Annotated in this window: 17 protein-coding genes; 14 read left to right on the top strand and 3 right to left on the bottom strand. The window is 36.3% G+C overall.

What is annotated here, in order from left to right:
* On the bottom strand, window positions 1-1,170 hold the full coding sequence (locus IGL30_RS09580; RefSeq protein ID WP_010721693.1) for an IS256 family transposase: 1,170 nt from the start codon (window positions 1,168-1,170) through the stop codon (window positions 1-3).
* Between the two features lie 542 nt (window positions 1,171-1,712).
* Between IGL30_RS09580 and IGL30_RS09575 the strand changes: the two genes are divergently transcribed.
* The gene (locus IGL30_RS09575; protein WP_202607841.1) at window positions 1,713-1,889 is read left to right on the top strand and encodes an SEFIR domain-containing protein; all 177 of its coding nucleotides are present in this window, start codon (window positions 1,713-1,715) and stop codon (window positions 1,887-1,889) included.
* Window positions 1,890-1,961: 72 nt separating this feature from the next.
* Here the strand turns inward: IGL30_RS09575 and IGL30_RS09570 are convergent, their stop codons facing one another.
* Complete coding sequence (locus IGL30_RS09570) at window positions 1,962-2,795, bottom strand: GNAT family N-acetyltransferase (protein ID WP_088745796.1); 834 nt, start codon at window positions 2,793-2,795, stop codon at window positions 1,962-1,964.
* Between the two features lie 283 nt (window positions 2,796-3,078).
* Here IGL30_RS09570 and IGL30_RS09565 point away from each other — a divergent pair, with 283 nt between their 5' ends.
* The 6 genes from IGL30_RS09565 to IGL30_RS09540 all read left to right on the top strand — a co-directional run bounded on the left by IGL30_RS09565 (window position 3,079) and on the right by IGL30_RS09540 (window position 8,783).
* On the top strand, window positions 3,079-4,719 hold the full coding sequence (locus tag IGL30_RS09565) for a malolactic enzyme (RefSeq protein WP_088745795.1): 1,641 nt from the start codon (window positions 3,079-3,081) through the stop codon (window positions 4,717-4,719).
* A 218-nt stretch (window positions 4,720-4,937) separates the two neighbouring features.
* Window positions 4,938-6,260: a 2-hydroxycarboxylate transporter family protein gene (locus IGL30_RS09560; protein ID WP_088745794.1), complete on the top strand. Its 1,323-nt coding sequence runs from the start codon at window positions 4,938-4,940 to the stop codon at window positions 6,258-6,260.
* Between the two features lie 305 nt (window positions 6,261-6,565).
* The gene (locus IGL30_RS09555; protein ID WP_010718664.1) at window positions 6,566-6,961 is read left to right on the top strand and encodes a DUF1310 family protein; all 396 of its coding nucleotides are present in this window, start codon (window positions 6,566-6,568) and stop codon (window positions 6,959-6,961) included.
* Window positions 6,962-7,034: 73 nt separating this feature from the next.
* Window positions 7,035-8,177, top strand: a complete 1,143-nt coding sequence (locus tag IGL30_RS09550) for an Mbeg1-like protein (protein WP_260221345.1) — start codon at window positions 7,035-7,037, stop codon at window positions 8,175-8,177.
* A gap of 16 nt (window positions 8,178-8,193) precedes the next feature.
* A complete protein-coding gene (locus IGL30_RS09545) occupies window positions 8,194-8,511 on the top strand; it encodes a hypothetical protein (RefSeq protein WP_088745793.1) in 318 nt (105 codons plus the stop codon).
* 23 nt (window positions 8,512-8,534) lie between these two features.
* Complete coding sequence (locus IGL30_RS09540; RefSeq protein ID WP_088745792.1) at window positions 8,535-8,783, top strand: hypothetical protein; 249 nt, start codon at window positions 8,535-8,537, stop codon at window positions 8,781-8,783.
* A gap of 181 nt (window positions 8,784-8,964) precedes the next feature.
* Here IGL30_RS09540 and IGL30_RS09535 read toward each other — a convergent pair whose 3' ends face one another.
* On the bottom strand, window positions 8,965-10,359 hold the full coding sequence (locus IGL30_RS09535) for a PLP-dependent aminotransferase family protein (RefSeq protein WP_010738030.1): 1,395 nt from the start codon (window positions 10,357-10,359) through the stop codon (window positions 8,965-8,967).
* Window positions 10,360-10,450: 91 nt separating this feature from the next.
* Here IGL30_RS09535 and IGL30_RS09530 point away from each other — a divergent pair, with 91 nt between their 5' ends.
* The 7 genes from IGL30_RS09530 (at window position 10,451) to IGL30_RS09500 (ending at window position 19,737) form a co-directional block, all read left to right on the top strand.
* Window positions 10,451-11,416, top strand: a complete 966-nt coding sequence (locus IGL30_RS09530) for an ornithine cyclodeaminase family protein (RefSeq protein WP_123874620.1) — start codon at window positions 10,451-10,453, stop codon at window positions 11,414-11,416.
* A gap of 1 nt (window position 11,417) precedes the next feature.
* Window positions 11,418-12,209, top strand: a complete 792-nt coding sequence (locus tag IGL30_RS09525) for a PhzF family phenazine biosynthesis protein (protein WP_123874621.1) — start codon at window positions 11,418-11,420, stop codon at window positions 12,207-12,209.
* Window positions 12,210-12,517: 308 nt separating this feature from the next.
* Complete coding sequence (locus IGL30_RS09520; RefSeq protein ID WP_375371681.1) at window positions 12,518-13,624, top strand: alpha-hydroxy-acid oxidizing protein; 1,107 nt, start codon at window positions 12,518-12,520, stop codon at window positions 13,622-13,624.
* An 837-nt stretch (window positions 13,625-14,461) separates the two neighbouring features.
* Window positions 14,462-15,532 (top strand): ABC transporter permease, encoded by a 1,071-nt coding sequence (locus IGL30_RS09515; protein WP_123874622.1) that lies wholly within the window; start codon window positions 14,462-14,464, stop codon window positions 15,530-15,532.
* Between the two features lie 12 nt (window positions 15,533-15,544).
* Window positions 15,545-16,216 (top strand): ABC transporter ATP-binding protein, encoded by a 672-nt coding sequence (locus tag IGL30_RS09510; RefSeq protein ID WP_010718656.1) that lies wholly within the window; start codon window positions 15,545-15,547, stop codon window positions 16,214-16,216.
* A 21-nt stretch (window positions 16,217-16,237) separates the two neighbouring features.
* Window positions 16,238-16,810 carry a TetR/AcrR family transcriptional regulator gene (locus tag IGL30_RS09505; protein ID WP_081128120.1) on the top strand — a complete coding sequence of 191 codons (573 nt, stop codon included), beginning with the start codon at window positions 16,238-16,240 and terminating at the stop codon, window positions 16,808-16,810.
* Between the two features lie 281 nt (window positions 16,811-17,091).
* Window positions 17,092-19,737: a hypothetical protein gene (locus IGL30_RS09500; RefSeq protein WP_430618196.1), complete on the top strand. Its 2,646-nt coding sequence runs from the start codon at window positions 17,092-17,094 to the stop codon at window positions 19,735-19,737.
* The last annotated feature ends 260 nt before the right edge of the window (window positions 19,738-19,997 follow it).

The raw sequence follows: 19,997 nt of genomic DNA, 5'->3' as shown, positions 1-19,997 counted from the left end.
TTAAAACATTGATTCTAATGTATCATGTATTTCTTTAAAACCTTTATGAACTCGGCATAGAAACTTTTGATTATAGTTGTTGAATTGAGATACTAGAAATCTCTCCAGAGATTCTTCATTAGGAAATTGCTCTTTTCTTTTGGTATATTTCTTTAATTGTTTGTTAAAACCTTCAATCAAATTAGTTGAATAAATAGTTCTTCTGATTGACGGAGGGAAATTATAAAAGGTTAATATAGCAGGATTCATGAGCAATTTAACCACTCGTGGATACTGCTTTTTCCATTTATCTATCATAAACCTTATTTGATTATTTGCTTCTTCTTTTGAACTTGCTTGATAAACTAATTTGAAATCGCTACAGATTTCTTGTCGATCACTAACACGAACCTTATGAGCGATATTTCTAGATATATGGACACAACATTGTTGAAATTGAGCATTTGGATAAACACTATGAATACTATCGTTAATGCCACTTAAACCATCAGTTACGACTAATAAAACCTCTTTTAAACCACGGTCTTTTAGGTCTTGAAGAATCTCTTTCCAAACATAAGCAGATTCAGTTGGAGCAAGACTAAACCCAAGAACCTCTTTGGTTCCATCTAATCGAATGCCAATTACAATATAAACTGCTTCTTTTGAAACAGTTTGTCTTTTTAAAGGAATATAAGTAGCATCCATGAAAATAGCGACATACTTATCATTTAGAGTTCTAACTTTAAATGCATTTACTTCTTCAGTCAGCACTTTAGTCATGTTGGACATGGTTTGGGGCGTGTAGTGATGCCCATACATTTTCTCAATCAAGTCTGCGATTTCCGACATGGTAATACCTTTTCGGAAGAGGTGAATGACGGTCTCCTCTAAGGTATCATTCGTCCGTCTATAAGCAGGAACAGTCTGTTGCTTGAACTCGCCGTTGCGGTCGCGCGGAATCTGGAGATGAAGTTCCCCGTACTCGGTCTTGACCGTACGGTCATAGGAGCCGTTACGAGAATTACCCGTGTTAAAACCAATGCGATCGTACTTTTCGTAATCGAGGAAAGCCGTTAACTCCGTTTTGAGAAGCGTATTGACAGCTTTTTCCAAATGGACACGGAATAATTCATTCAAATCGCCTTTGTTCGCTAGAGTCTTTAGAATTTCTGTAGTAAAATCGTTCATATGGAAGTCCTCTTTTCTGTGAATGTGTTGTGGTAACTCTATTCTACAGAAGGGACTTCCTTTTTTCTATTTACACAAAATATTTTACACTCTCCGTGTTACTCTTGATAATCGTACTTTCATGATATAGATAAGTACTTACCTTAATTTATAAAACATGCTGACTGATAAAATAGGATCAGCAGACGGGGGCAAAAATCTTGAATTTTTGTCCCTTTTTGTCTTTCCTTTTTAGTGGGTGCCACATTTGTAATGTTGACACGTGGCTCTATGGGAATCATTTCTCTATATAACATTGCGCTACAAAATTTTATTCAAAATTTGGTGTGACAAATACTAAGAAAAATTTTTGCCATGTATAAAGAAAAGTTACAACTAGATTTTTCAATGATTATATAGTGTCTATTTAGGGCACGCTTTAAATAGACGTTTTATTTTATAGATGATTCGGGGGACAACTATAGATAATCTACATTAGGTATAGAAAGAGTAAGTTGTGCTACATATATAGTATTAATTACATATTCATAGGGAAAATACTATTGGAAAATATTAAAACAAAAAAGGTGTTTATTTCGTATAGTTGGTCAAATGAAGAACACAAGGAAAGGGTAATACGATTAGCTGAAGAGTTAGTGAATCTTGGTTCCTTGTCAGATATTATTGAGGGAGAGCCTATAAAAAATGTTGGTGAACTTCACCAACATCAAAACGTATAAAGCCATTCTATATAGAGCATTCCTTAACTGAAAAACTGTTTTATTTCTAGTGATATTTTGGAGTGACAGCTTTCAATATTTAGTCAGTTGGCAAACATAGTAATCAAATGTACTTTTCTTTTCAAAGCCCATGTTTACATATAAATCATATGCAATTTGATTGGTTTCATCGACTTCTAAATAAATTTCTTTTTCTTCTTTGATTAATAATTCTTGGATCAAACGGTTCAAGCAAAGTTTACCTAATCCTTGACCACGAAAATCCGGTGCTGCGACTAAGCCGTAGATACCATAGGAAGATAGATCCTCTTCGATTCGGGCACAAGCAATCAGTTGATTTTCTTTATGAAAAACAACTGTTTTCTCTAAATCTTCAGATGACAATGGAGGAACCGTTGCCCCAATTTCTCCTAATTGGAGTTGGGCAATTAGGGAAGATTCCTTTAGAGTAGCTTTTTGTGGTCGATAAGGAGAATCTAGCTGTTTAAATTTGTTTGGCTGAAGAATCAACCGATACTCAGTAAACTGTTTGTTCAATTCTTTTTTCGACTCAAAGTAATTTTTCAAAAAAAGGTCACGTGGATCAGTGATGTAAAGAATCGTTGTTCGACCGATGGTTTGAGCGAATCGCATTATTTCATCAAGTAGTTGTTGTAAACAAGCCAAATTTTCATGCACGATCATTGTCACTTCTAGTTCGCTCTCATCATAAAAACTTAAAAAAGCATAGGCAATAAGTGTCTCTTCTTTAAAACAAAGGACATGGCGGATCTGGTCGTTCGTTTGTTCAGCAAAATCAGGAGCTAGTTTAAACTGGCAGTGACGCTGCTGTTCGATCTGTTCTTTCAATTCACGGATCGTTTGCTTGGTATCAGGTTGTAGCTGTCTTGTGATAGATGCTTTCATTTGTTTTCCCCAATCAAAAGATTTTTCTCATCTTATCTTATTTTTTTAACCAACACAATAAGAAAGTGAATCGCGGTAGTTGGTCGTTCCTTCATTTGGTCATGAAGCCAGAAAGCGAGTCATTGTATTCAACGAGAGTGTCATACAAATGTAATGCTCATAAAAATATAGTTTATAAGGAAAAGTGACATATAAATAAAATTTATGGTAGGTATTAGTTTTGACTATATTCTTTTCTCACGCCTATACTTCCCTTGTTACTAAAACCTAGGAGGAATTAGCTATGTTGACAGGATTAAACTTATTAAATAATCCATTTTTAAATAAAGGAACAGCTTTTACGAAAGAAGAACGTGCTAAATATGGGATTACAGGTATGTTACCAAGCACAGTCCAAACGTTAGAGGAACAATCGATTCAAGCATACGGACAATATTTGAGTAAACAAAGTGATCTTGAAAAACGGATCTTTTTAATGAATTTATTCAATACAAATCGGACACTCTTCTATAAATTAATGGGACAACATTTAGTTGAGTTTATGCCAGTTGTTTATGATCCAGTCGTTGCGGATTCAATCGAACAATACAATGAAATTTTCTTAAAACCGCAAGATGCTGCGTTTCTTTCAATTGATGAACCAGAAAATATCAAAGCAAGTTTACAAAATGCTGCGGACGGTCGAGACATTCGCTTGATTGTGGTGACTGATGCAGAAGGAATCTTAGGTATGGGTGACTGGGGAGTCAATGGTGTAGATATTGCGATCGGTAAATTGATGGTTTATACAGCAGCTGCTGGAATCAACCCTGCCCAAGTATTACCTGTATCGATTGATGCAGGAACAAATAATGAAGAATTACTAAATAATCCATTATATTTAGGAAATCGCCATCATCGTGTGACAGGACAAAAATATTATGAATTTATCGATCAATTCGTTGATGCAGCAACGGATCTTTTCCCAGAACTATTACTACATTGGGAAGATTTTGGACGAGGAAATGCTGCAACGATCTTAGAAAAATATGAAGATAAAATCACTACTTTCAATGATGATATCCAAGGAACAGGGATTGTTGTTCTTGCTGGTGTACTAGGTGGACTGAATATTTCTGGAGAATCATTGAAAGACCAAACTATTTTGACTTTTGGAGCCGGTACTGCGGGCGTAGGTATTGCCAATATTCTATTAGACGAAATGATTCGTCAAGGTGTATCAGAAGAAGAAGCTCGAAAACACTTTTATCAAGTAGACAAACAAGGGTTATTATTTGAAGATACAGAAGGTTTGACTCCAGGACAAATTCCTTTTGCTCGAAAACGATCTGAATTTACTAATTCTGCTGAATTAACAACTTTAGAAGCGGTCGTAAAAGAAATTCATCCAACAATCATGATTGGAACATCGACTCAACCAGGTGCGTTTACGGAAGAAATCGTTAAGGAAATGGCAAGCCATACACCACGTCCAATCATCATGCCATTGTCTAATCCAACGAAATTAGCGGAAGCGAAAGCCAAAGATTTAATTGAATGGACTGATGGGAAAGCATTAGTAGGAACTGGGATTCCGGCAGCAGACGTGGAATATCAAGGAGTAACTTATCAAATCGGACAAGCAAACAATGCGTTGATGTATCCAGGGTTAGGACTTGGTTTGATTGCTTCAACGGCTACACGTGTGAATGCTGAGATCATTTCTCAAGCAAGTCGTGCATTAGGTGGAATCGTTGATGTTACACAACCAGGCGCAGCAATTTTACCTCCAGTTGCGAAAATCACTGAATTTTCTCAAACAATTGCAGAAACAGTAGCGAAATCTGTTGTTTCTCAAAAATTGAATCGTGAAGAAATCACTGATATCAAAGCAGCAGTGGAATCTGCTAAATGGGTACCAGAATACCAAGAGTTAGACAAATAAGCTTGACCAAATTTCTAAAACAAAGTGAATGAAGGATTAGTTGAGCACAATCATACACAGAGTACGTTAATCGGTGAAAGGAAAGCAGCTGATTAGATGCAACGAGGTGAAAAATGGGAGTCACCTGATGAAGAAGCTATAAAAATCAGATATTGAACTATTTTTCAACGTACCTCAGCCTTTCACCGTGCTTTTTTATTCAGAAAGGATCTGTATGAATGACACAAAGAGAAGAATCAACTACAAAAGTTGAAGAAAAAACAAAAGAAGGATTTTGGACAACTAAGATTACTGGAGTAAGTCTTCCTATCTATTTTGTTATGGTATTAGTCCTGATCGTTGCAATGGCACTTGGAAAATTACCAACGAATATGATTGGTCCGATCGCTGTTCTAGTGATATTCGGGAATTTATTTCATTTTATTGGTACAAAAATCCCAATCGTTAGAAGTTATCTAGGTGGAGGTTCCGTATTTGCGATCTTTGCCTCAGCTGCAATTGCGACTTTTGGTATATTACCAGAATACGTGGTGAAAGCTACTGAAAATTTTGTAAGTAACATGGGTTTCTTAGATTTTTATATCGCAGCTTTAATCACTGGGAGTATTTTAGGGATGAATCGTAATTTACTAATGAAAGCATCGGTACGTTTCATTCCAGTAGCACTTATTTCAATGATTGTCTCGTTTTTTGCTGTTGGTCTAGTTGGAATGTTAATTGGTAATGGGTTTGGACGTTCCGTACTGTATATCTCTTTACCAGCAATGGCTGGAGGAGTTGGAGCTGGCGCAGTTCCATTATCTACGATTTATGCGAACGTCTTAGGAACGAATGCTTCCTCTATTATTTCTCAATTACTCCCAGCTACAGCAATGACTAATGTCTTAGCCATCATTGGAGCAGCTTTGGTTGCTCGTGCAGGAAAATCAATGCCTAAATTGAATGGTGAAGGCAAACTTATGGTAAAAGGCGATCTTGGTGACGGTAAACCACGGAATGTGAAACCATCGATCCCTCAATTAGGTGTAGGTCTAATGGTGTCATTGACATTCTTTATTTTAGGACAAATCGGCAACTACTTTGTGCCAAAAATCCATGCGTATGCGTTCATGATTATCATTGTCGTGATTTGTAAAATTACAAATCTCTTACCTGATTATTATGAGGATGCAGCAATTATGTTCAATAATCTGATCGTTAAGAATTTAACAGCAGCTGTCCTTGCAGGAATAGGGATTGCGCTATTGAATCTAAATGTCTTAGCTTCAGCGTTAACTTGGCAATTCGTTGTTTTATGTTTGACAAGTGTTGTAGCAATCTCGCTCACTTCAGGATTCGTGGGCCGTTTATTCGGTTTGTACCCAGTTGAATCAACCATTACAGCTGGATTGTGTAACAACTCAATGGGTGGTACAGGGAACGTAGCAGTATTATCTGCGGCTAATCGAATGGAACTAATTGCTTTTGCGCAAATGGGAAATCGTTTAGGCGGTGCAATCGTCTTGATCATTTCAGGATTTTTGATGCAACTATTTTCTTAAGAAACGAAGACAATAATTTTTTTCCTACTTTAATCGATAAGAAAAACATAGATCTGGAACAATGTTTGTTCCAAATCTATGTTTTTTTGTTTACATTCTTCTAATTGAGCAGGAACTACCCATGATGAAAGTCATGAGTGTTCTTGGATAATCCATCAAACCAAAAGCATGAATCGTAAAAGAAACCAGATCAACAAAAAAATTGGGTTTATCTGACAAAAATCTTCAAGTACTTGCGTATCTCTATTATGAAAAGAGAATGACGAACGTGTTGGTCAAATAGATAGAAAACAGGAAGAGGATTTATGAAAAAACAAAAAATGTTGTATCGTTTAATGAAAATTTTAGGGATAGCAGTAATCATAATCGGAGGGATTGTGTACATGAAACAAAAGCAGCTTAATGAAGAAATGGTCAATATGATTAAGAGTGACCGAGTAGCGCAACTGATCGAATCTGAGTTAAAACGGTTAGATCCCAAAGCATTAGCAGCTGAAGGAATCGTCCATTCGTATGAAATTGATTACGAAAGTATTGAACCTAATCGTTTAGGAGGAATCAACGTTGAATTGATCATTAATCAAGATAAAGAGTTAACATTAGGATTGGTAGTCAATGAGCGCAGGAACCAATTAGTGAATGATGGATTAGTTCTCTCAGAAAAACTAGATAGGCTGATTGAGAGAGCGGATCAGTCATGAGTATGACTGATGAAGAGAGAATAAAAATGATAAGCCAAAGTTATATGAATCTCGAAGTGAACAAAAAATTTCAGTGAATCGTCAAACATATGGTTATGTATCAAAGATAATAGATAACAAAAAAAGTGGAGAAAAAAGTTTTATCATTACCGACGGAAATCCAAAAGTGCAAAAGCCAAAAGAAGTGAAACAGATAACTATCCTTTATCAAGGCTCGATAGGGATCAATAAAATACTGGTAAATCCTGGAGATGTATGGCGAGATTGGGGAGTAAACAATTTTCCTACGGCTGTCCAAGTGATCAATGCAGGAGGAGCAACTGCGATGCCGCAATTAAAGTCTGCTGCCCATACATTACAAGAAACCATGCAAATGTATCCCAATGCCAAAGTTTCAGTATATGGCCATTCTTTAGGTTCAATGAATGGACAATATGCTATTTCAGATTTGCCGACTGCTTTTCATGATCGGCTAGAGGGGGTATATCTCTACCAAGGCCCCAACATTTACAGTATTTTAAATCCCAGACAACAAGCAGCGGCAGATAAATTAACGAATGAAGGAAAGATTTTCAACTTTATTGACACAAGAGATTTAGTACCGATCGGGTATTCACTGACAAAAAAACAAGTGGGCACAGTAATTGAAGTAACATCTAAAAAAGTGAAGTTGGGCAAACAGCATATGTTGGGCGGTTATTTATTTGATCAAGATGGGAATCTAGTGACACAATCTAAAGGGATTATCCAATTAGCAAAACATCAAACAAACCAAGAGTTGGATCGGCTCGCTGAGATTCATCATCAATTTAGTCACAGCGGTAAAGGAATTTCTTCTTCACAAGAGATTTTTTTAGATGCGATGCAAGCGAGAAGGATTACCTTGGGATACAAACAAGCGATTCAATCTGAGATAGACACAGTGGTCAAGTGGCTAAACAAGGAGATTGAACAGGCTAATCTTCTTTGGAGCCAAACGAAACGGGATACGAACCGCTGGGGTGAACATTTGAATGATACCGAAAAAATGGCTATTCTGGCAGAAAATCAGGTGACAGAGTACACACTAGTCCGTCAGCCAGTGGCTACCTATGAACAACAACTAACCCTATTGCAAAAGGTCCAATGTGAATTAGATACGCTGCTGAAACAGATAGTAACCACCATTGAAGAACAGGTGAGGACAGATAAAACATTGTCCCAATATCTTTCATAAAATGGAGGGGTTATGGATGAAAAAAGGTGAAGGACAGTCTCAACCTATGGAAAAACAGTTATATTCAGAAAAAAAACAATTAGAAAATCAACTCGACCAACTAAAGAAAGAAAAAAGTAAATTTGATCATTACTTAGATCACTTAGCAGACCAGTTCCATGATTTTTTGTTTTTTGATGTTTCCCCCCACAGAAAACAGTTCTATCATCTGTTAAATGATAGTAAAGAAGAGGCGGAAGGGATTTTTCGCAGAGAGAAAAGAATGATCGAATGTCGCATTGAATGTCCATTAGTAGAGAAGTATTCTGCTTTAGAGAAAGAATCTAACAACTAATAAAAACGAAACGGAAGAAAAACATGTTTGAAGAATTACAAAGAACATTGGAGAAACAACTCATACGGCTTATTGTTGCAACACCAAGTCATGCCACATCGCAAAATAGAAAAAAGTTAACTAAGCTAACGCTTCAACAGAAGAAACAAACGTTGAAACAGCTGACTACAAGTTATGCAAGTCATTTAAGTCACGTTTCTAAAGGAACATGGGTCAAGACAGCTATCCAAGTGATCGAAAGAACGGCGAATCAATTTGAATGGCTTACTTAAGGAAGTAAAAAAGTTGAGCATGAAGTTGTGCTAAACTTTTTTACTACGAGTAAATGATCGATTCAATGATGAACCCCAATAACAAGAGAGGACGTTCTAAATCAAAGGAGTGATGGATCTTCTTTTGTTTGCCAGTGATTGAATGATTTTTTGAGTACACCTAAGAATAGAAACTAAAAAATCATAAATAAGCATCGATTTCTTCTTTAATGATCCGTAATCCTTTCTTTAAAATCTCCAAATGATTGGATGATAAGGCGATTCGGATAAAAGGATCAGCTTGTTGTTGACTAGTGAAGCGATTCGAGTGATAAATTCTTATCCCTTTGTTCAAAAAATGTTGTTCTACATCTAAGGGAGAAATATCGGCTCGGATCGGAATATTTCGATAATAAGGATAAGGATTCGAAGGACGAGGTAAATCAAAATACGCATCAAAGCAGTCATTTGCTTCGGCTGTTCGTTTTAATTTTGTTGTTAAGATTTTCTGGACTGTTTCTGGTGAGTGCAAGATTTGAGTGATGATTTCTGCATCTAAACCAGATGTTTTGACGTTTATATTAAAGATTGCACGTTCAATTCGTTCTCTTAAACGTTCTGGGAATACAAGATAGGCTACACGAAGACCTGAACAAATGAATTTGGTCATTCCTGACAAGTAAATGGTTTGGTCAGGTAGCAGCTGTTGAAACGGTGGCAAAACTTGTTGTTGAAAATGGGTCGTTAAAAAAGAATGAATATCGTCTTCAATAACTAATAACTTTTCTTTGGAAATAATAGCTTTCAATTCATTACGCCGTTGGAGAGACAGTTGAAAACCGATGGGGTTATTACAAGAAGGCATCAGATAAATCCCTTTTATTTTCTTTTTATGACACTCTTGTAGCAATAATTCAGGTTTCATTCCTTCTTGGTCGAAATCGATCGGAACTACTTCTAAGTGATACAAATGCGCTAACTCAATAAAATTGGAATAGGTATATCGATCAATAGCGATTCGATCTCCAGGAGAAAAAAAGGCGGCAAGTGTCACAGCAAGACCATTTTGAACACCAGAAACGATTGCGGTATGATGAATCGTTGTTTGAACCCCTTGAGTCTGTAACCATTCGACTGCCGTCTTTAATTGAAAATTGGTTCCCATAGGGTCACGATAATTCAATAAACCCACGATATTGGGGTTGAGACTGACTGAATGGATAAAAGGCAGGACAAGATGGTTGCAGTCTTCAAAAGAACTAACTAATCCAAAATCAATCACATGCTCAGCTACTTGATTAGTTGAAATCGTGATTGAAGTAAAAGCATTAGGGGAAACGAACGTACCACTTCCAATATTGGTGTACAAGAGACCTTTCTCAATACCATATTTATAGGCCTGACCGACAGTTGTAAAATTGATATCTAAATAGTCGGCTAATTCTCTCTGAGAAGGAAGTTGGGTATTTTTTTGTAACTTACTTGTAAGAATATCTTCTTCTAGCTGTTGGATCAGAGATTTATAGATGGGGCGTGTTAATTTTGTTTTATCAGGTCGCCAAGTGATCGGATAATCTTCATAAGAATTTATGGGCATTTTATTCACCTCTAAAATTGTATTCCATACAATTATATTATTGAATGTATATAATTCAATGATAATATATGGATGTGAAGGGGAGATTTTTATGAGAAAAATCGATTTTGAAGAAGCAGTATCACGATTAGATTTTCAAGAGGCAATTGAAGTAATGCGTCAGTGTTTTAGCGATTATGGCGAAGGAAAAATTAGTCAAAATACACGTATGGTAGAGATTTTGCCAGATGGTAAAAACAAAAATGTTTTTGCGATGATGCCTGCTTATCTTGGTAAAGATCGTTATTTTGGTGCAAAAATCATTACTGCATTTCCTGATAATCATTTACAAGGACTATCTTCACATTTGGGGGAAATTCTATTATTTGATTCTAAAAACGGTGTACCTGTAGCGCTAATCAACGCGAATGCAGTCACTTGGATTCGTACCGCTGCAGTTTCCGCTTTAGCCACTGATATATTGGCGAAAAAAGAAGCGGCATCATTAGCTTTAATCGGGGCTGGACAACAAGCAAGCTCGCATTTGAATGCGATCTGTGCTGTACGTTCAATCAATAAAGTATCTGTCTATGACTTGAGTAAAGAAAGAAGTCAACAATTTATTGAGGAAATGCAAACAGAATACCCAGAAATTGAATTTTCAAGTGGAGAAACACTTGCAGAAACAGTGGAACAAGCTGAGATCATTTGTACGCTAACACCTAGTAAAGAGGCGTTTTTGAAAAAAGAATGGCTTACTCCTGGTACGCATATCAATGCTATTGGTACGTTTACACCAGATACACGTGAAATCACTAGTGAGTTGATGAAAAGCAGTGCCATCTATGTCGATGATTATGAAGCTGCAATGAAAGAAAGTGGCGATCTACTGATTCCGATTGCTGAAGGAGAATTATCAGAATCAGCGATCTCAGGCTCGTTAAGTGAATTGGTTTCAGGAAAAAGATTATTAAAAGACCAACAAGAAATAATCACGATTTTTGATGCCGTTGGCTTAGCGATTGAAGATCTATGTTGTGCAGAATATATTTATCAAAAAGTTAAGGAGTCTGAATAAAATGAAGTTAAGTTATTATGTTGTTGATGCATTCACACAAGAAGTGTTTAAAGGGAATCCAGCAGCAGTTTATGTTTTAGAGAAGTGGTTACCAGATACAGTGATGCAAAAAATTGCTATTGAGAATAACTTATCTGAAACAGCATTTACTGTCAAAAAGGAGGAACACTATGAGTTACGTTGGTTTACTCCGGATCGTGAAATCGACTTATGTGGACATGCTACTTTAGCAACAGCGTTTGTTTTGTTCAATTATTATGGGGTAGAGGAAGAAATAATCAAATTTACTAGTCAAAGTGGCGAACTTCTTGTGACAAAACAACAAGAAACTTACTATATAGATTTTCCAAGTATCATGCCTAAAAAAGTAGCAATTTTACCTGAATACGAAAAAGCGATCGGTGCAAAAATCAAAGCTGCTTATTTAGCGCGAGATTTATTTTTTGAACTGACAGATGAAGAAACCGTAAAACAGTTGCAACCAAACTTTTCAGCTATTAAAAATTTTGATTTGGGCGTTGGCGTGATCGTGTCCGCACGTGGTCAGAAGGAAGATTTTGTTTCTCGTACATTTTTCCCGAAATTAACGATCAATGAAGATCCCGTTTGCGGTTCTGCTCATTCCAATCTTATTCCTTATTGGGCAAATAAATTAAGTAAGAAAAAAATGATTGCCCATCAGCTTTCACCAAGAGGTGGCTACCTTGATTGTGAGTTACGAGGGGAGCGGATCGTGATTGGTGGAGAAGCAGTGCTATTCGCTCAAGGAGAAGCTTATATTCCAGAAAAATAAGCATCGCAAATGAAGCAGGAGTTCCCTCTGACAATCTATACCTTTTTCTTCCAGGGCGTTTTCCAGAGGATAGAAGTAAGCCTGTTTTTAGAGATACTAGAAGAGGCTGAGGCAGGTTTTGGCTTAGTCTCTTCTTTTCAACCATAATATTGAAGCTTTCCTAGAAAATCTTTCTATTATTTTACTACTACTTTACTGCTAGAGTTCAAACAGATTATTTGCCTGTATCATTTTTGAGAGGTACGATAATAATGCAAACGCTATCATAAAATTCATGGTTCTTAATTCGAGAGAAAGAAGGCTTTATTATGGAAAAAGTTTATCAAGCTGGTACACATGAAGGGATGATTGATTTCATCAATATGGAAGATCTGGAATTAGCAGCTACTCAAGTAATCCCTAGTGGTGGATATGGCTATATCAGTAGTGGTGCAGGGGATTTGTTTACTTATCGAGAAAATCAAAAAGCCTTTAATCATCAATTGGTTATCCCTCATGTTTTGAAAGATGTGGAATTACCTGATACAACGACCTATTTTTCTGATGAAACATTAGCCGCACCAATCATTATGGCACCAGTAGCAGCGCATGGATTAGCCCATGAACAAGCTGAAAAAGCTTCGGCTAAAGGAGTATCAGAATTTGGAACGATCTATACAGCTAGTTCTTACGCTTCTTGTACCCTGGAAGAAATTAGAGCAGCTGGTGGTTCTGAAGCTCCTCAATGGTTTCAGTTTTATATGAGTAAGGACGATGGGATCAACTTGGATATCTTGGAAATGGCAAAAAGAAACGGAGCAAAGGCGGTTGTTTTAACAGCTGATGCAACAGTTGGCGGAAATCGTGAAACAGATCGGCGAAATGGTTTTACTTTTCCGTTGCCCATGCCAATCGTTCAAGCTTACCAATCGGGAGTCGGTCAAACGATGGATGCAGTCTATAAATCGTCTAAACAAAAATTAAGTCCAAAAGATATCGAATTTATTACGACCCATTCAGAGTTGCCGGTTTATGTCAAAGGGGTACAATCAGAAGATGATGTGTATCGTTCTCTTGATGCTGGTGCACAAGGGATTTGGGTCTCCAATCATGGTGGTAGACAGTTAGATGGTGGTCCAGCTTCTTTTGATTCATTACGCTATGTAGCTGAAGCTGTGGATAAACGTGTACCGATCGTATTTGATAGCGGTGTTAGACGAGGGCAACATGTCTTTAAAGCGATTGCTTCAGGAGCTGATTTAGTTGCCATTGGTAGACCAGCCATTTATGGACTTTCTTTAGGTGGAAGTACAGGAATCAAACAAGTATTTGATTTTTTCAAAACAGAACTTGAGATGGTCATGCAATTAGCTGGAACTCAAACTGTTGAAGACATCAAAAACACAAAATTGAGAGAAAATCGTTTCATGTGTTAAGACAAAAAATCGGTTTATCAATAGGGATTAATTAGCAAAATAGCTTGAACAGATAGTGACTTTGGATAGCATTTTTGAATGATCGTGCTTATTTTAGGAAAGAATATTTCAACAAGATATTAACCAGTTTTATAGCGATAATCAAACGAAGTTGAGACAAAAGTGTTCAGCAACAAGAAATAAGAAGAAATTTCCGAAAATTGACAAGAAACACAAAAACTAGTTTTTGATGTTGATTGTTACCTACTTGGTGCTTCTCAAATTTTCCGAAGATGCTACTTTTGTCTCACCGTGAACAAGAGGTCGTGAAAAGAGTGTTTTGACCTGAGCGCTCACCAAGTAAAAACTGCGACGAGTAATCGCAGGAGCATTAAGGATGGAAATCTCGAAACAGCTTCCCATGTTTTGAGATTTTTTGACTTATCGCCGAAGGTCAGCTCTTTGAACACCGTGAATCAGAGGTCGTGAAAACATCGGGTAGCTCTGATGACAATAAGAAAGAATTTTTTGAAACAGCTCCTCATGTTTTGAAAAATTCAGGCTTATTTCAAGGAGCTGATGTTTGAACACCGTTTAGCAAGAGGCTGTGAAAGAAGCGTTTAGCTCCGAGCGAATAAGAGAGGATTTTTTTAAATAGCTCCTCATATTTTAGAAAATCCCCTCTTATTGTTGAGGAGTTGCTTCTTGAACGCCGTTTATCCGTTTTTAGAGATACTAGAAGAGACTGAGACAACTTTTGTCTCAGTCCCGTTTTTTTGTGAGCAGATTATTCCTCTAAAAATTTATCAAGTGATAAACTTGTATTATTGTTTGATAAACTTTTAAAGGAGGAGTTAGATGTTTTTAGCATTAAATGAAATCATACATTCAAAATTACGCTATGCGTTGGTTGCTGGGGTGATGTTTTTAATTGCATATTTGGTCTTTTTTTTAACCGGTTTAGCGTATGGACTGGCACAAGATAACCGAACGGCTGTCGATAAGTGGGAGGCAGACTATATTGTACTGTCAAAAGATGCCAATACGAACTTAGGGATGTCAATGATCACGAAAAAGACAGCGCAAGAAGTAAAAGGGGATAAGGTGGCTTACTTAGCACAAACACCAGGGGTCGTAACCAGTAAAGACAACGATGAGGCAGGAAAAATCAATGTGAGTTTTTTTGGTATTGATCCAGAACAATTTATCATGCCTAATATTGTTGAAGGTAAGGCCTTTGTTGGGAACGATGAAGCAGTGGGTGATATTAGCTTAAAAGAAGAGTATGGTTTAGGAATTGGCGATACAGTTAAACTTTCTGGTAGTGACAAAACCTTTCGATTAACTGGATTTACCAAAAATGCGAAGTTCAATGTATCGCCAGTTTTATATACAACACTTGATGCTTACCAAGAAATTCGTTTTGAAAAAACAGATACAAGTGAGAATGCTCGAATCAACGCGGTGGTTGTTAGAGGGCAGATAGATGATTTACCAAATGATCTTGAAAAAATCAGCATTTCTAAATTTATCAATGAATTACCTGGCTATAGTGCGCAAGTACTCACTTTTGGTTTTATGATCGGCTTTTTGATCGTGATTGCAGCGATTGTAATCGGAATTTTCATTTATGTGTTGACCATGCAAAAAATCAATATTTTTGGTGTTTTGAAGGCGCAAGGAATGACAGGAGGGTTTATCGCTCGCTCAGTAGTGGCCCAAACTTTCTTACTCTCATTCTTTGGGATCGGTCTTGGTTTGTTGGGAACAGTGGGGACCTCGTTCCTTTTACCAGATACCGTACCTTTTCAAAGTAATTGGTTATTTTTCGGAGTTATCAGTGTTTTGATGTTAGTGGTCGCCATTTTAGGTGCGCTGTTTTCGGTACGAGCAATTGTAAAAATCGATCCGTTGAAGGCAATTGGTTAGGAGATGAAAAAAATGAAAGCAATCGAATTTAAAGATGTCGAAAAGAATTTCAAAGATGGTGATCAAATCGTCCACGCACTGAAAAAAACCAATGTTAGTGTAGATAAAGGCGAATTTGTTGCGATCATCGGTCCTTCTGGTTCAGGAAAAAGTACTTTCTTGACCATTGCAGGTGGCTTACAAACGCCTAGTAAAGGGTCTGTTTTGATCAATGGGCAAGAATTTAGTGCTCAACCTGAGAATCAGCGGGTAAAATTACGTTTTAAGGAAATCGGATTTATTTTACAAGCGTCTAATTTGGTTCCATTTTTATCGGTCAAAAAGCAATTGATATTAGTGGATAAAGTCAAACATGAGAATCGTCAGAAAGAAGCGAATGAACTATTTGAACAGTTAGGTGTTGCCGAATTGGTCAACAAATATCCAGAAGAATTATCAGGAGGAGAACGGCAAAGAGTCGCCATTGCTAGAGCGCTTTACAACGATCCGTCCATTATCTTAGCAGATGAACCAACAGCCAGTTTAGATTCAGAAAAAGCAAGAGAAGTCGTAGATATTTTAGCGAAAGAATCGAAAGAAAAAAATAAAGCCATCATTATGGTCACCCATGATACACGCCTGATTGACAAATGTGATAAAGTGTTTATGATGGAAGACGGTGTTTTTCAAGAAAAAACAGAATAAGCATAAAAAGAAGGTGTGTATGTGGTTCATCGCTATAACAAAGACACGCAAAAAAAGATTTTACATGAAGCCAATCATTTGTTTATGTCAAAAGGCTATCTCGGCACGTCTACTCGTGAAATTGCTAAGAACGCCGGGATTACCCAACCCAATCTTTATCATTATTTTAGTGACAAAGAAAAACTTTACCAGGCAGTTCTGGAACAACATTTGAAAACAGTAGGGGACGATTTGAGGAAGATCGCCGCAACGAGTGCCGATGATTTTCAACAAACGTTGACTAAGATGGCTGAATATCTTATCGAAACCCATCTCATTGATTTGTTTATGATGCTGCATGATTTGAAGCTCAATCTTTCAGCTGAAACAAGAAATCATTTGTTTTGTTTATGGAAAAAGAATTATCGGGAACCTTTTGAAAAGATTTTTGCCAATCATCAACAACTATTACGAAAAAACGTCACACAGGAACTGGCAGCGAAACATTTTTTCCTTTTGCTAGCCCCTTATATTACTGAATCTGGTCATTCAGAGGAACAGCCTTTTGATGTGGCGACTTTGATCGATCTTTACTTAAATGGGGTTATTGTTTAGCTTGAGACGAATAACGGTTGTGTAAGCTCCGTTCGATTGGATGGATCTGATGCTTTGGAGACACTATTTGTTGTCTCCAAAACATCAGATCCATTTCAAAGAACGAACACTTGCACGCCGTTTTTTTGTGTTAATGTTGCCGATGGGATTCATTCGTTAGTTGAAGCGGCTTTTCTATTAGGGGATTTCAATAAATTTTTTTTTTTGAAAAAAAAGGAATGTTTCTCCCTATTTTCCACTTTATACTTAAGCTCAATGAATAAACGAGAAGGGAAAGAGAAATGAAAAGAACTTTGTTCTATTTAGATAGGGATAGTTATGTTTGCTATTTATTAGAGAAAATCAAAGAGATAGATGAAAAACGAAGTATCGAACACCATTTATTAGTGGAAGGTGCAAATCGAAAGTCTATAGATACAGTCAGTCAAATCAAGAAGATGGATTTCTTACCAATATTTAAGGATAAAACCCAGCAAGAGATAGTTAACGAAGCCACTCAATACTGTCAATCGCTGCTAAATGTTTTTAATAGTGCGATAGGAAAAAAAGCTATTACAAATTATCTTGTGCTACATGACCTGAGTCCAGAATTGACTAAAGAAATTGTTGAAGGACTAGTTTTTAAGGGAACTGTGAACAAACATGGATTTTTTAAAAAGATAGAAAAGAAAAAACAATTACATAAAAAGTTCAATGAAACATTGGTCAAATATGGCACAAATGAAGGGATAAAAGCAATTGAAAATCAACTCATTTTAAATGAACTTCCTCGATCTGAATACAACAAAATAAGTGCAACAATTGGAGAATTTTTGTTTCCTACATGGGAGAATTCCAGATACTCTAAACAAATTACTTTGACGGCCAAAAGATGTAATGTTTTTTTAGAGGATTTCGGTGAGACAGAAGGATTATTAGCTGTTCAATATTATTTATTGTTGCAAAATACAACAGCAGACAGAGCGAAGGATATACTTAATGAAGTTCAATTACCCAAGACAATCAATCAAAAAGAGTATAAAGACCTTCTCGTTACAACGCTCTATTATAATAATATGGGGGCAACAGAAGTAGAAAATCGGCTAGTTCTACAAGGAGTAGATCGTAAATTTTTCAATCGGATAGGAGAAATTTTAAACATCAATTTATTGCCTTCCTTGAAAGATGAACCTTTATCAAAGGAGGAGAAAATAACTAAAGCAGTCAAATATTGCCAAAGTTTTTTAAATTACTGGTATCCAAACAAAGTAAATGGAGTTAAATCAGTCAATAATTACCTTATGTTGGAAGATTTCCCTCCTGCAATCAATATCGAAGTCATAGAGCGAATAAAAGATTCTATGAATGATGAGGATCGAAAAAATTTTCATTTTTGTTTAACTAGATATATAAAATATAGCCAATTTGTTCGAGAATTAGGATCAGAAATGGGCAGAAAAAAATTCGAGAATTATTTTATTTTAACTTATCCTAGTTTACAACAGCTTCATCAAATGAATGAATACATCGATCAATCAATATTCCCAATGATAGATATGACTAAAAGAGGGGCAATTAGCACATTAGTTGATCGGTGCAATTCTTTTTTAGAAGACTTAGGACCAAAAAGAGGCTTTGTAGCGATTCAAAAATACTTATTGTTACAAAATACAGCGCCCAAGTATGTTGATAAAATTTTTAGAGATCTAAGGTTTCCTAAAACTATCAATAAATTTTATTTACAGAAACAATTCGAGGAAGTGTACAAGTGCCAATCGATGTTGATAGGATCTGAGGGAACTGTTGGAAAGAAAAAATGTGAGGAATATCTTGTTTTACGAGGAATGAATCGAACGCAGATCGATCAATTGAGTAAGATACTAAATGTCACCTTGCTTCCTTCTTTGAAGATGAAGTCGTCTCAAAAACTCATTGACGAAGTAGTCCAACGTTGTGAACATTTTGAGCCATTGGCAACACGGAATTATCTCGTGCTTCAAGAGCTGCCTCCAGATGTTCTTGAGGAAATTTTTACAAAAATCCCTTCAAAAGTAAATGTTGTTCTTGATAATAGTTATTTGACTATCAAAGAAGAAGTAAGACTTGTTAAGGAGTGCCAAGCATCTTTTAATAAATTAGGGCTCATTGAGTGGAAAAAATCAAGTGAAAATGCCCTTGCCTTAAGGGGAGCGAATCAAGAATTAGTCACGTTGATCAATAACCATGTAAATGAAGAGTTATTCCCCAAAGCTGGACGTTTATCTGGACAGTTGAATCGTTGTCAATCTTTTTTAAAGGATTTAGGTAATGGAAAAGGAATGAAGGCTATTGTTCATTTTCTATTATTTACAGAGAGACCACTAAAGGAAACACTCCATGTGATTGATGCGTTTGATTTTCCTTTGCCCGTTTCTTCAGATGCATTAAAGGTGAGCATCATTGAGAAGTATTGTGATCATATCGTACAAAAAAAGGATGATTGGCTCTGGCAAAGGAAAGAAATAGAAAATACATTGATTTCCATAGGTGCAAGTAGAAGAATCAGTAATCGATTAAGTGATCGTTATGAGATTCCATTATTTCAACCGATTTTTGATGGCAAACTCTCAGCAGATGAGATCAACAAAGGGAAAAGGGACATAAGGAAACGTTGTGATGAGTTAATCAAAGAGAACCGATCCAAGGGGGGACATATACATGCGCTGGTCAATTACTTTTTCTTACAAAAAATGCCAGTCAAAATTGCAAAAGAAACCATCAAAAAGCTAAAGTTAGAGACCAACACTAAAGACGAGGTAAAAAGAGTCGTGTTAGCTAATTATTATACTTATCTTGGAGAAAAAAAACCACTAGCTGAACATTTAAAATTGGCTAAACGATACTTACTTACATTAAATTGTTTTAGAGAGCAGGAATCACAGATTAAATATGATCGTCAATTTCGTTGAAAAAGTTTTCAGTTAAATGTTAATGATGAAACGAAAAGAATCAGGAAGATCCAACTCTAAGAGGATACATTCAAAAATGAACAAATCATACATAAAAAGATTCGCAGCATTTTGTCCAATTTATTTTGGTGGAATGCTTTTTTTGTTCTTTTATAAATATAAAAATAAAAAATAAAAGTTATTTTAAATAAAGCAGTAAAAAAAGATGGAAAAGAGATAAGAGAATAGGGATATTTATTAGTTATTTTAGATAACTATAA

Origin of the sequence: Enterococcus sp. DIV1089c (assembly GCF_050530965.1) — a bacterium.
GTDB lineage: Bacteria > Bacillota > Bacilli > Lactobacillales > Enterococcaceae > Enterococcus_B > Enterococcus_B hirae.
Note: the sequence above shows the minus strand (reverse complement) of the source record. Positions and strands in the feature narration are given on the sequence as shown.

Bases quoted from the DNA above. Each gene is read 5' to 3' on its own strand.
- IGL30_RS09530 (WP_123874620.1), top strand. From the start codon at position 10,451: ATGAGAAAAATCGATTTTGAAGAAGCAGTATCACGATTAGATTTTCAA.
- IGL30_RS09500 (WP_430618196.1), top strand. From the start codon at position 17,092: ATGAAAAGAACTTTGTTCTATTTAGATAGGGATAGTTATGTTTGCTAT.
- IGL30_RS09560 (WP_088745794.1), top strand. From the start codon at position 4,938: ATGACACAAAGAGAAGAATCAACTACAAAAGTTGAAGAAAAAACAAAA.
- IGL30_RS09555 (WP_010718664.1), top strand. From the start codon at position 6,566: ATGAAAAAACAAAAAATGTTGTATCGTTTAATGAAAATTTTAGGGATA.
- IGL30_RS09565 (WP_088745795.1), top strand. From the start codon at position 3,079: ATGTTGACAGGATTAAACTTATTAAATAATCCATTTTTAAATAAAGGA.
- IGL30_RS09535 (WP_010738030.1), bottom strand. From the start codon at position 10,359: ATGCCCATAAATTCTTATGAAGATTATCCGATCACTTGGCGACCTGAT.
- IGL30_RS09515 (WP_123874622.1), top strand. From the start codon at position 14,462: ATGTTTTTAGCATTAAATGAAATCATACATTCAAAATTACGCTATGCG.
- IGL30_RS09570 (WP_088745796.1), bottom strand. From the start codon at position 2,795: ATGAAAGCATCTATCACAAGACAGCTACAACCTGATACCAAGCAAACG.
- IGL30_RS09580 (WP_010721693.1), bottom strand. From the start codon at position 1,170: ATGAACGATTTTACTACAGAAATTCTAAAGACTCTAGCGAACAAAGGC.
- IGL30_RS09545 (WP_088745793.1), top strand. From the start codon at position 8,194: ATGAAAAAAGGTGAAGGACAGTCTCAACCTATGGAAAAACAGTTATAT.
- IGL30_RS09525 (WP_123874621.1), top strand. From the start codon at position 11,418: ATGAAGTTAAGTTATTATGTTGTTGATGCATTCACACAAGAAGTGTTT.
- IGL30_RS09540 (WP_088745792.1), top strand. From the start codon at position 8,535: ATGTTTGAAGAATTACAAAGAACATTGGAGAAACAACTCATACGGCTT.
- IGL30_RS09520 (WP_375371681.1), top strand. From the start codon at position 12,518: ATGGAAAAAGTTTATCAAGCTGGTACACATGAAGGGATGATTGATTTC.
- IGL30_RS09510 (WP_010718656.1), top strand. From the start codon at position 15,545: ATGAAAGCAATCGAATTTAAAGATGTCGAAAAGAATTTCAAAGATGGT.